The organism is Kitasatospora sp. NPDC001660, from assembly GCF_053596725.1.
Genome location: NZ_JBSFGU010000005.1, coordinates 331,727 through 344,840 on the forward strand (window position 1 = coordinate 331,727; position 13,114 = coordinate 344,840).

Consider the following 13,114-nt stretch of genomic DNA (forward strand, 5'->3'; position numbering starts at 1 on the left):
ATGGACAAGGAACAGAAGCTCCGGGACTACCTCAAGCGGGCCAGCGCGGACCTCCAGCGCTCCCGGCAGCGGGTGGACGAGCTGGAGGCGGCCGCCCGGGAGCCGATCGCCATCGTGGGGATGAGCTGCCGCTTCCCCGGCGGGGTCGCGGGCCCGGAGGACCTCTGGGCGATGCTCGTCGCCGGCGAGGACGGCATCACCGGCCTGCCGGCCGACCGCGGATGGGAGCTGGACCCGGCGGACGGGCCGGTCGACGTCCGGGGCGGGTTCCTGCAGGGCGCCGCCGACTTCGACCCGGGCTTCTTCGGCATCTCGCCGCGCGAGGCGCTCTCCATGGACCCCCAGCAGCGCGTCCTGCTGGAGGCGTCGTGGGAGGCGATCGAGCGTGCGGGCATCGACCCCAGCGGCGTCCGCGGCACTCGCACCGGGGTCTTCGTCGGCGCGATGCCGCAGGACTACCGCACCGGACCGGACGACGACGTCCAGGGCTTCGTGCTGACCGGCAACGCCACCAGCGTGATCTCCGGCCGGCTCTCCTACGTCCTCGGCGCCGTGGGCCCGGCCGTCACCGTGGACACCGCGTGCTCGTCGTCGCTCGTCGCGCTCCACCTGGCCGCGCAGTCACTGCGCGCGGGGGAGTGCGGCATGGCGCTCGCCGCGGGCGTCACCGTCATGTCGACCCCCACCACGTTCGTCGAGTTCGCCCGCCAGGGCGGCCTGGCCTCGGACGGCCGTTGCCGCTCCTTCGCCGACTCCGCTGACGGCACCGGGTGGGCCGAGGGCGTCGGCGTGCTCGTCCTGGAGCGGCTGTCGGTGGCCCGGCGCAACGGGCACCGGGTGCTGGCCGTCGTGCGCGGCACCGCCGTCAACCAGGACGGCGCCTCCAACGGGCTCACCGCCCCGAACGGTCCGTCCCAGCAGCGCGTCATCGAGCAGGCGCTGCGCAACGCCCGGCTCTCCGCCGACCAGGTCGACGCGGTCGAGGCGCACGGCACCGGCACCGTCCTCGGGGACCCGGTCGAGGCCCAGGCGCTGCTCGCCACCTACGGGCGCGGACGCGACCCGCAGCGCCCGCTGCTGCTCGGCTCGGTGAAGTCGAACCTGAGCCACACCCAGGCCGCGGCCGGCATGGCCGGGGTGATCAAGACCGTGCTCGCGCTGCGGCACGAGCTGTTGCCGCGGACCCTGCACGTGGACGAGCCGTCCACGCACGTCGACTGGGAGTCCGGCGCCGTCCGGCTGCTGACCGAGGCGACGCCGTGGCCGCAGGGCGCCGAGCCGCGCCGGGCCGGTGTCTCGTCCTTCGGCCTCAGCGGCACCAACGCGCACACCATCATCGAGGAGGCCCCGGCAGCCGAGGAGACCCCCGCGGCTGGGGAGACCGTGCCGGGGGCACTGCCCTGGCTGGTCTCCGGCCGCACCCCCGAGGCGCTGCGGGCCCAGGCGCAGCGGCTGGTCGCCTTCCTGGCGGCGGACGCCGAGGGCGACGACGCCGACCTCGCCCACTCGCTCGCCACCACCCGGGCGGCCCTGGAGCACCGCGCCGTGGTGACCGCGCCCGGCCGCGCCGAGGCCGCTGCCGCGCTCGCCGCGCTCGCGGACGGGCGCGGCGAAGGCCAGGCCGTGCTGGGTACCACCCAGGGCCGTGGCAAGCTCGCCTTCCTGTTCGCCGGGCAGGGCTCGCAGCGCCTCGGCATGGGCCGCGAACTGGCCGACCGCTTCCCGGTGTTCGCCGCCGCGCTGGACGAGGTGCTCGCCGAGCTCGACGGGCGGCTCGACACCCCGTTGCGCGACGTGCTGTGGGGCGCCGACGGGGAACTGCTGAACCGCACCGGCCACGCGCAGCCCGCGCTGTTCGCCGTCGAGGTCGCGCTCTACCGGCTGCTGGAGTCGTGGGGTGTGCGGCCGGACTTCCTGGCCGGCCACTCGGTCGGCGAGATCGCCGCCGCCCACGTCGCCGGGGTGTTCTCGCTGGCCGACGCGTGCGCGCTGGTCGCCGCCCGGGCCCGGCTGATGCAGGCGCTGCCGGAGGGCGGCGCCATGGTCGCGCTGCAGGCGAGCGAGGACGAGGTCCTCCCGCTGCTCGGCGACGGCGTGTCGCTGGCCGCCGTCAACGGCCCGCAGGCCGTCGTCGTCGCGGGCGAGAGCGCCGCGGCCGAGGCCCTCGGCGCGCACTTCGCCGAACTCGGCCGCAAGGTGAGGCGGTTGCGCGTCTCGCACGCCTTCCACTCGCCGCTCATGGACCCGATGCTCGACGAGTTCCGCGCGGTCGTCGCCGGGCTGGACCCGCAGGCGCCCGCGATCCCGCTCGTCTCGACCCTCACCGGCACGCTCGCCACCGTCGAGCAGCTCACCTCCGCCGACCACTGGGCCGACCAGGCCCGCCGGGCCGTCCGCTTCGCCGACGCCGTCGGGTGGCTCGGCGGCCACGGCGCCACGCTGTTCCTCGAACTCGGCCCCGACGGCGCCCTCGCCGCGCTCGCCCAGGGCGGCCTCGACGAGTCGGCCGGCGAAGGCTGCACCGCCCTCGCCGCGCTGCGCCCCGGCCGCGCCGAGACCGAGGCGCTCACCGAGGCCGTCGCCGGCCTGCACGTGCGCGGCGTCCCGGTGCGCTGGGACGCCTACTTCGCGGGCACCGGCGCCCGCCGCGTCGACCTGCCCACGTACGCCTTCCAGCACAAGCGCTACTGGCCGAAGAGCGCGCTCTCCCGCACCGGCGACGTGCGCGCCGCCGGGCTCGGCTCGGCCAACCACCCGCTGCTCGCCGCCGCCGTCTCGCTCGCCAACACCGACGGCCTGCTGCTGACCGGCCGGCTCTCGCTGCGCACCCACCCGTGGCTGGCCGACCACGCCGTGGACGGCACCGTGCTGCTGCCCGGCACGGCCTTCCTGGAGCTCGCCGTGCGCGCGGGCGACGAGGTCGGCTGCGAGCGCGTCGAGGAGCTGACGCTCACCGCGCCGCTGCCGCTGCCCGAGCAGGGCGGCGTGCAGGTGCAGGTGTGGGCCGGGCGGGCCGACGCGAGCGGGCGGCGCACCGTCGGCGTCTACGCCCGCCCCGAGGGTGACGAGGACGCCCCGTGGACACAGCACGCCGACGGCATCCTCGCGGCCGGCGAAACGGCGGGCGAACACCGCGCCGCCGCCGAGGAGTTCACCGCGTGGCCGCCGGCCGGCTCCGAGGGGCTGGACCTGGACGGCCTGGACGAGCGGCTGGCCGGCGCCGGCTTCCGCTACGGCCCGGCGTTCCGCGGGCTGCGCGCGGCCTGGCGGCGCGGCGAGGACGTGTTCGCCGAGGTCGCGCTGGACGAGGGCGCGAGCGGCGAGGCGGGCGCGTTCGGGATCCACCCGGCGCTGCTGGACGCGGCGCTGCACGCGACGGCGTTCCTCGGGCTCGGCGGGGTGCCGTTCTCCTGGCAGGACGTCAGCCTGCACGCCGCCGGGGCGTCGGTGGTGCGGGTGCGGCTGTCCGCGACCGGCGACGACTCGGTTTCCGTCGAGGTCGCCGACGCGGCGGGCGGCCCGGTCGCCTCGATCGGCTCGCTGCTGCTGCGGGCGCTCCCGGCACTGGCCGGCGCGGGCGCAGGGCTGGTCCGGGACGCGATGTTCGAGCTGCGCTGGTCCCGCCCGCGCGGCGGCGCGCAGGCGCCGGCCTCGGTGGCCGTCCCGGACGCGGACCCGCTCGGCCTCGGCGTGCTGCCGACGGCGGGCGAGGGCCCTGCGGGAGGCGGAGCTGCCGAGGTGGTGCTCGTGCCGCTCGCGGGCGACCCGGCCGATCCGGTCGGCTCGGCCCACGCACTGACGGCCCGGGCCCTGGCCCGGCTCCAGGAGTGGCTCGCCGACGACACGAACGACGGTCGGCTGGTCTTCGTGACCCGCGGCGCCGTCGCCACCGCCGCGGACGACGAGGTCACCGACCCGGCCGCGGCCGCCGTGTGGGGCCTGGTGCGCTCCGCGCAGGCCGAGCACCCGGGCCGGTTCGGCCTGGTCGACCTCGACCCGGCCGGCGGCCCGCTGCCCGAGCGTGCGCTCGGCGGCGACGAGCCGCAACTGGCCGTGCGCGGCGGCACCGTGCTCGCGGCCCGGCTGGCCCGCGCCGGTGCGGTGGCCGCCACCGGTACCGCGTGGGACGCGGACGGCACCGTCCTGATCACCGGCGGCACCGGCGGCCTCGGCGCCGTCCTCGCCCGGCACCTGGTCGCCGGGCACGGCGTCCGGCGCCTGCTGCTCGCGAGCCGCCGCGGCGCCGCGGCCGAGGGCGCCGCCGACCTGGCCGCGCAGCTCGCCGAGGCGGGCGCCGAGGTCGCCGTCGAGGCGTGCGACCTCACCGACCGCGCCGCCGTGGGACGCCTGATCGCGGGCGTGCCGGCCGAACACCCGCTGACCGCCGTGGTGCACGCCGCCGGCGTGCTCGACGACGGCGTCGTCGAGCAGCTCACCCCCGAGCGGCTCGCCGCCGTGCTGCGGCCCAAGGCCGACGCCCTGTGGCACCTGCACGAGGCCACCCGGGCCCTCGACCTCGCCGCCTTTCTCGTCTTCTCGTCCTTCTCCGGCACGGCCGGCGCGGCCGGCCAGGGCAACTACGCCGCCGGCAACGCCTTCGCGGACGCGCTCGTGCGCACCCGCCGTGCCGCCGGGCTGCCCGGACAGTCGCTCGGCTGGGGTCCGTGGATGCCGGTGGGCGGCCCGACCGGCGGTATGGCCGGCGGGCTCACCGATGCCGACCTCGACCGGCTCGCCCGGCTCGGCACCCCGGCCCTCGCCGAGGCCGAGGGCACCGCGCTGTTCGACGCCGCCCTCGCCCGCCCCGAGGCCGTCCTGCTGCCCGTCCGCCTCGACCTCCCGGTGCTGCGCGCCCGGGGCGAGGTGCCGCCGCTGCTGCGCGGCCTGATCCGCACCCCCGCCCGGCGCGCCGCCGTGACCGCCTCCGAGGCGGCGGGCGCCCTCACCCGCCGGCTGGCCGGGCTGGACGAGCGCGGCCGCACCGAGGCCGTCGTCGAGCTGGTCCGCGCCCAGGTGGCCGCCGTGCTGCGGCACGCCGACGCGTCCGAGGTCGACCCGCACCGCCCGTTCCAGGACCTCGGCTTCGACTCGCTCACCGCCGTCGAGCTGCGGGGCCGCCTGAGCGCCGCCACCGGCCTGCGCACCTCCGCGACCGTCGTCTTCGACTACCCGACCGTCACCGCCCTGGCCGGGCACGTCCTGGACGGCCTGACGGGCGCCCAGGCGCCCGCCGCCGCGGCCCCCGTGCGTGCGGCGGCCGACGACGACCCGATCGTGATCGTCGGCATGAGCTGCCGCTACCCCGGTGGCGTCGCCTCGCCCGAGGACCTGTGGCGCCTGCTGCGGGAGGGCACCGACGCCATCTCGGGCCTGCCCACCGACCGCGGCTGGGACGTCGACGCGCTCTACCACCCGGACCCGGACCACCTCGGCACCAGCTACACCCGCTTCGGCGGCTTCCTGCACCGGGCCGCCGACTTCGACCCGGGCTTCTTCGGCATGAGCCCGCGCGAGGCGCTGGCCACCGACGCCCAGCAGCGCCTGCTGCTGGAGGCCTGCTGGGAGGCGGTCGAGCGGGCCGGGATCGACCCGGTGTCGCTGCGCGGCAGCCGCACCGGCGTGTTCGCCGGCGTGATGTACAACGACTACTCCGCGCTGCTGGCCGACGGCCGCTTCGAGGGCCACCAGGGCAGCGGCACCTCGCCGAGCATCGCCTCCGGCCGCGTCTCCTACACGCTCGGCCTGGAAGGCCCGGCCGTCACCGTCGACACCGCGTGCTCCTCGTCGCTCGTCGCCATGCACTGGGCGATGCAGGCCCTGCGCGCCGGCGAGTGCACGCTCGCGCTGGCCGGCGGCGTCACCGTGATGTCCACCCCGACCTCGCTGATCGAGTTCTCCCGCCAGCGCGGCCTCGCCCCGGACGGGCGCTGCAAGGCGTTCTCCGACCGGGCCGACGGGGTCGGCTGGGCCGAGGGCGTCGGCGTGATCGCCCTGGAGCGACTCTCCGACGCGCGCCGCAACGGGCACCCGGTGCTGGCGGTCGTACGCGGCTCCGCCGTCAACCAGGACGGCGCCTCCAACGGGCTCACCGCCCCGAACGGGCCGTCCCAGCAGCGCGTCATCCGCCAGGCCCTGGCGAGCGCCGGGCTCGCGACGGCCGACGTCGACGTCGTCGAGGCGCACGGCACCGGCACCTCCCTGGGCGACCCGATCGAGGCCCAGGCCCTCCTCGCCACCTACGGTCAGGACCGCGAACTCCCGCTGCTGCTCGGCTCGGTGAAGTCCAACCTCGGCCACACCCAGGCCGCCGCGGGCGTCGCGGGCGTGATCAAGATGGTGCTGGCGATGCGGCACGGCATCGTGCCCCGCACCCTGCACGCGGCCGAGCCGTCCTCTCACGTGGACTGGGACGAGGGCGCGGTGGAGCTGCTGACCGAGGAGGCGGACTGGCCGGAGACCGGCCGGGCGCGCCGCGCCGGCGTGTCCTCCTTCGGCTTCAGCGGCACCAACGCCCACGTCATCCTCGAACAGGCTCCTGCCGTCGTCTCCGCCGGCCCCGCTCCGGCCCTCGCGGAGCCCGTCCTGCTCTGGCCGCTGGCCGGCCGCAGCCAGGCCGCGCTGCGCGACCAGGCGGCCCGCCTGCGCACGTTCGCCGCCGCGAGCCCCGAGCCGAGCCTCGCGGACGTCGGCCTCTCGCTCGCCACCACCCGCTCCGGCTTCGACCACCGCGCGGTGGCCGTCGGCGGCGACCGCGACGAGCTGCTCGCGGCCCTGACCGCCCTCGCCGCGGGCGAGCCCGCCGCCGGGCTGGTCGCGGGCGAGACCGGCGCCGGGAGGCTCGCCGTGCTGTTCGCCGGCCAGGGCGCCCAGCGCCTCGGCACCGGACGCGAACTCGCCGGGCGCTTCCCGGTGTTCGCCGAGGCGCTGGAGGAGGTGCTGCGCGAGTTCGGCCCCCGCCTGGACCGCCCGCTGCGCGACGTGCTGTGGGGCGAGGACGAGGAGCTGCTGAACCGCACCGGCTGGGCGCAGCCCGCGATCTTCGCCGTCGAGGTCGCGCTGTTCCGCCTGGTCGTCTCGCTCGGCGTGCGGCCCGACGTGCTGCTCGGCCACTCCGTCGGCGAGATCGCCGCCGCGCACTGCGCCGGGGTGCTCTCGCTCGCCGACGCCTGCGCGCTCGTCGCCGCGCGGGCCCGGCTGATGGACGCGCTGCCCGAGGGGGGCGCCATGGTCTCCGTCGAGGCCGCCGAGGACGAGGTGCTGCCGCGCCTGGTGCCCGGCGTCTCCGTCGCGGCCGTCAACGGGCCCCGGGCCGTGGTCGTCTCCGGCCTGGAGGACGAAGTCCTGCGCATCGCCGGGGAGTTCGCGGCCGAGGGCCGCCGGACCAAGCGGCTGCGCGTCTCGCACGCCTTCCACTCGCCGCTGATGGACCCGATGCTGGAGGAGTTCCGGCGCACCGTCGCGGAGCTGGAGTTCCGCGCGCCGGCCGTCCCGATCGTCTCCGACACCACCGGCGAGCTCGCCGACGGGGCCGAGCTGTGCTCCCCGGAGTACTGGGTCGAGCACGTCCGCCGCGCCGTGCGCTTCGCCGACGGCGTCCGCACCGCCCGCGCGGCCGGCGCCGTCACCTTCCTCGAACTCGGCCCCGACGGCGTGCTGTCCGCGCTCACCGAGGAAGTTCTGACCGGGGAGGGCCCGGCCGAGGACGTCCTGGCGGACGCCGCCGTGACGGCCGTCCCGCTGCTGCGCGCCGCACGGTCCGAGGAGCGGACCGCCGCCCTGGCCCTGGCCGCGCTGCACGTGCGCGGCCACGCCCTCGACTGGGCCGCGCTGTACGCGGGCACCGGTGCCCGCCGCACCGACCTGCCCACCTACGCCTTCCAGCACGAGCGCTACTGGCCCGAGGCCGAGGCCGGCACCGCCGCCCCGGCCGCCGACCCCGCCGACTCCGCCCTGTGGGGCGCCGTCGAGCGCGGCAGCGCCGCCGAACTCGCCGACCTGCTCGGCCTGCGCGACGAACAGCACGCCGGCCTCTACGCCCTCCTGCCCGCCCTCGCCGACTGGCGCCGCACCCGGCACGAGAAGGCGCAGCTCGACGCCGTCCGCTACCGCGTCCACTGGCGGCCCGTCCGCCCGGCGGCCGCGCCCGTGCTGGACGGCACCTGGCTGGTCGTCACCACCGACGCCGTCGACGACGCCGAGCTCCTCGACGCCCTGCGCGGCCACGGCGCCCGCCTGGAGCGGCTGGCGCTCGACGAGGACTGCCGCGACCGCGCCGAACTCGCCCGCCGCATGGCCGGGTTCGGCGACCTCGCGGGCATCCTGTCGCTGCTCCCGCTGGCCGACCGGCCCACCCCCGGGCCCGGCCTGCCGGAGGGCGTCGCGCTCGGCGTCGTCCTCGCCCAGGCCCTCGGCGACCTGCGCTCGGCCGCGCCGCTGTGGACGGTCACCCGCGGCGCCGTCTCCACCGGGCCCGCCGACCCGCTCACCAACCCCGTCCAGGCCGCCGCGTGGGGCCTCGGCCGGGTCGCCGCCCTGGAGCGCCCGCAGGCGCCGGGCGGGCTGGTCGACCTGCCGCCGGTGCTGGACGCGCCGACCGTGCAGGGCCTGGTCGGCGTCCTCGCGGGTGGGGGCCGAGGCGGGGAAGACCAGGTCGCGCTGCGCGGCACCGCCGCGTACGGCCGCCGCCTGGTGCGGTACGCCGTCGACGAGCTGCCCCGCGCCGAGGAGTTCACCGCCGACGGCACCGTCCTCGTCACCGGCGGCACCGGTGCGCTCGGCGCCGAGGTGGCCCGCTGGCTGGCCCGCGGCGGCGCCCGGCACCTCGTGCTCACCGGCCGCCGCGGCCCGGACGCCCCCGGCGCCGCCGAGCTGGTCGCCGAACTCGCCGAGCACGGCGCCACCGCCACCGTCGTCGCCTGCGACGTCGCCGACCGCGACGCGCTCGCCGCCGTCCTCGCCGCGATCCCGGCCGAGCACCCGCTGACCGGCGTCGTGCACGCCGCCGGCGTCGGCCAGGCCGCCCCGCTCGCCGACACCCCGGTCGCCGAGGTCGCCGCGCTCACCGCCGCCAAGCTGCACGGCGCCGCCCACCTCGACGCCCTCCTCGCCGACCACGACCTCGACTTCCTCGTCCTGTTCTCCTCCGTCGCCGGCATCTGGGGCAGCGCCGGCCAGAGCGCCTACGCCGCCGCCAACGCCTACCTCGACGCCCTCGCCGAGAACCGCCGCGCCCGCGGCCTGACCGCCACCTCGATCGCCTGGGGCCCGTGGGCCGGCGCCGGCATGGCCGCCCACGAGGCCGTCTCCGACGGCCTGCGCCGCCAGGGCCTGCGCTTCCTCGCCCCGGAGACCGCGCTCACCGAGCTGCGCCGCGCGATCGTCCACGAGGACGTCGCCGTGACCGTCGCGGACGTCGACTGGGAGCGCTACGCCCCCGTCTTCACCGCCGCCCGGCCGAGCGTCCTGTTCGACGAGCTGCCCGAGGTGCGCGCCCTCGCCCGCGGCGCCGCGGCCGACGCCGGCGCCGCCTCCGACCTCGTCCGCCGCCTGCGCGGCCTGCCCGAGGCCGAGCGCGACCGCCTGCTCGTCGACCTGGTGCGCCGCGAGGCCGCCGCCGTCCTCGGCCACGGCTCCGTCGACGGGGTGCCCGAGAAGCGCGCCTTCCGCGACGCCGGCTTCGACTCGCTCACCGCCGTCGAGCTGCGCAAGCGCCTCGCCGCGCTGACCGGCCTGCCGCTGCCCAGCACGATGGCCTTCGACCACCCGACGCCCGTCGCGCTCGCCGCCTTCCTGCGCGGCGAACTGCTCGACGGCCCGCAGGACGTGACGGCGCCGCCGGTCACCGCCGTCGACCCGGACGAGCCGATCGCCATCGTCGGCATGGGATGCCGGTTCCCCGGCGGCGCGGCCGACCCCGAGCAGCTGTGGCGGCTCGTCGCGGAGCGCACCGACGCCATCTCCGAGTTCCCGGACAACCGCGGCTGGGACACCGGCCTCTACGACCCCGACCCGGACACCCCCGGCCGCACCTACTCCACCCGGGGCGGCTTCCTCCACGAGGCCGGCGAGTTCGACGCCGCGTTCTTCGGCATCTCCCCGCGCGAGGCCCTCGCCATGGACCCGCAGCAGCGCCTGCTGCTGGAGACCACCTGGGAGGCCCTCGAATCCGCGGGCATCGACCCGACCTCCGTGCACGGCAGCGCGACCGGCACCTTCATCGGGTCCACGTACCAGGAGTACGGGCTCGGCATGGACGACAGCTCCGCCGGGCACGCCGTCACCGGCACCAGCCCGAGCGTGCTCTCCGGCCGCCTCGCCTACCTGTTCGGCCTGGAGGGCCCGGCCGTCACCGTCGACACCGCCTGCTCCTCGTCGCTCGTCGCGCTGCACCTGGCCTGCCAGTCGCTGCGCGGCGGCGAGAGCTCCCTCGCGCTCGCCGGCGGCGCCACCGTCATGACCAACCCGAACGCCTTCATCGCCTTCAGCCGCCAGCGCGCGCTCGCCGCCGACGGCCGCTGCAAGGCCTTCTCCGAGGCCGCCGACGGCATGACCCTCGCCGAGGGCGTCGGCGTCGTCGTCCTGGAGCGGCTCTCCGACGCCGAGCGCAACGGCCACCAGGTGCTCGCCGTCATCCGCGGCTCCGCGATCAACCAGGACGGCGCCTCCAACGGGCTCACCGCGCCCAACGGGCCGTCCCAGCAGCGCGTCATCCGCCAGGCCCTGCACAACGCGGGCCTCACCCCCGACGACGTCGACGCCATCGAGGCGCACGGCACCGGCACCGCCCTCGGCGACCCGATCGAGGCCCAGGCGCTCCAGGCCGCGTACGGGCGCGACCGCGACCCGCGGCGCCCGCTGCTGCTCGGCTCGGTCAAGTCCAACATCGGCCACACCCAGTCGGCGGCCGGCGTCGCCGGTGTGATCAAGATGGTCCAGGCGCTGCGCCACGGCGTGCTGCCGGCCACCCTGCACGCCGACGAGCCGTCCTCGCACATCGACTGGACGCCGGGCACCGTCACCCTGCTCACCGAGCCGACGCCGTGGCCGGCCGGCGAGCGCGTCCGCCGCTGCGCGGTGTCCTCCTTCGGCATCAGCGGCACCAACGCGCACGTCGTGCTGGAGGAGGCGCCCGCCGCCGTCGAGGCTCCGGTCGTGGAAGCGCCAGGCGGCGTCGTGCCCTGGGTGCTCTCCGCCCGCACCCCCGGCGCCCTGCGCGCCCAGGCCGCGCGCCTCGCCGACCACCTCGGCACCGAGCACGACCCGAGCCCGCGCGACGTCGCGCACACCCTGCTGACCACCCGCGCCCTGTTCGAGCACCGGGCCGTCGTGCTCGGCGCCGACGCCGCCGAACTGCGCGAGGGCCTCGCCGCGCTCGCCACCGGCACCTCCGCGCCGAACGCCGTCCACGGCCTCGCCGAGGACGGCGGCCGGACGGTCTTCGTCTTCCCCGGCCAGGGCTCGCAGTGGGCCGGCATGGGCGCCCGACTGCTCGACGAGTCGCCGGTGTTCGCCGAGCGCATCGCCGAGTGCGCGGCGGCCCTGTCGGCGCACGTCGACTGGTCGCTGCTCGACGTGCTGCGCCAGGCCGAGGGCGCGCCCGCGCTGGACCGCGTCGACGTCGTCCAGCCCGCGACCTTCGCCGTCATGGTGGCCCTCGCCGAGCTGTGGCGCGCGCACGGGATCCACCCGGACGCCGTGGTGGGCCACTCGCAGGGCGAGATCGCCGCGGCCGTCGTCGCCGGGGCGCTCTCCCTGGAGGACGGCGCCCGCGTGGCCGCGCTGCGCAGCCGGCTGATCGGCCGCGTCCTCGCGGGCTCCGGCGGGATGGTCTCCGTGCCGCTGCCGGCCGACGAGGCCGAGGAGCGGCTGCGCTCGCGCGGCGGCGGGCTGGCCGTCGCCGCCGTGAACGGGCCGCGGACCGTCGTCGTCGCCGGTCCGGCCGGTGAACTCGACGAGCTGATGGCCGAGTTCGAGGCCGAGGGCCTGCGGGCCCGGCGGATCAGCGTGGACTACGGCTCGCACTCCGCCCAGGTCGAACTCCTCAAGGACGACCTGCTCACGGCCCTCGCCACCGTGCGCCCGCGCACCGCCGACGTGCCGTTCTTCTCCACCGTCACCGGCGACTGGCTCGACACCACCGCCATGGACGCCGGCTACTGGTACCGCAACCTGCGGCAGCCCGTGCGCTTCGACCCGGCCGTGCGGGAGCTGATGGCCCAGGGCCACGGCCTGTTCGTCGAGGTCAGCCCGCACACCGTCCTCACCATGGCGATCGAGGCCACCGCCGAGGACCGCGGCGACCGCGCCACCGCCGTCGGCACCCTGCGCCGCGACAAGGGCGGCACCGACCGGTTCCTCGCCTCGCTCGCCGAGGCCTTCGTCCGCGGCGGACGGGCCGACTGGTCCGCCCTCACAACCGGCGGCCGCCGCGTGCCGCTGCCCACCTACGCCTTCCAGCACGAGCACCTGTGGGCCGTCGCGCCGCGCCCCGGCGGGGAGCCGGAGGACGGCGAGTTCTGGAGCGCCGTGGAGGAGGCCGACGTCGAGGCGCTGGCCGCCCGACTGCGCATCGACAGCGGCGCGCTCGCGCCGGTGCTGCCCGCGCTGTCCGACTGGCACCGGCGGCGGCGGGAGCGCTCGACGCTCGACTCCTGGCGCTACCGGGCGACGTGGAAGCCGCTCTCCGTCGCTTCCGCCCGCCTGGACGGCACCTGGCTGCTCGTCACCGCGGCGGAGGGCGAGGGCGAGGCCGCCGCAGGTGAGGACATAGCCGAGGCGCTGACCGCGCACGGCGCCACGGTCGAGCGGCTCGTCCTGGACGACTCCTGCACCGACCGGCAGCGGCTCGCCGCTCTCCTGACCCCCGCCGAGCTGACGGGCATCGTCTCCCTGCTCGCCACCGCCGAGCGGCCCGGCGAGCGCCACCCCGCCCTGCCCGAGGGCGTCGCGCTCACCCTCGCGCTGATCCAGGCCCTCGGCGACACCGGGCAGGACGCGCCGCTGTGGTGCCTCACCCGGGGCGCCGTCGCCGCCGGGCGCACCGACCGGGTCGCCAACCCGGTGCAGGCGCAGGTGCACGGCCTCGGCTGGACGGCCGCCCTGGAGCACCCGCAGC

1 protein-coding gene (only partly in view) is annotated in these 13,114 nt (G+C 77.5%); it reads left to right on the forward strand.

The features are described 5' to 3' along the window. Window positions 1–13,114 carry the 5' portion of a type I polyketide synthase gene (locus ACWCXH_RS08560; protein ID WP_449800613.1) on the forward strand. The gene runs 14,966 nt beyond the window's last position, so the window shows 13,114 of its 28,080 coding nt (coding positions 1–13,114); it begins with the start codon at window positions 1–3; the stop codon falls past the right edge of the window.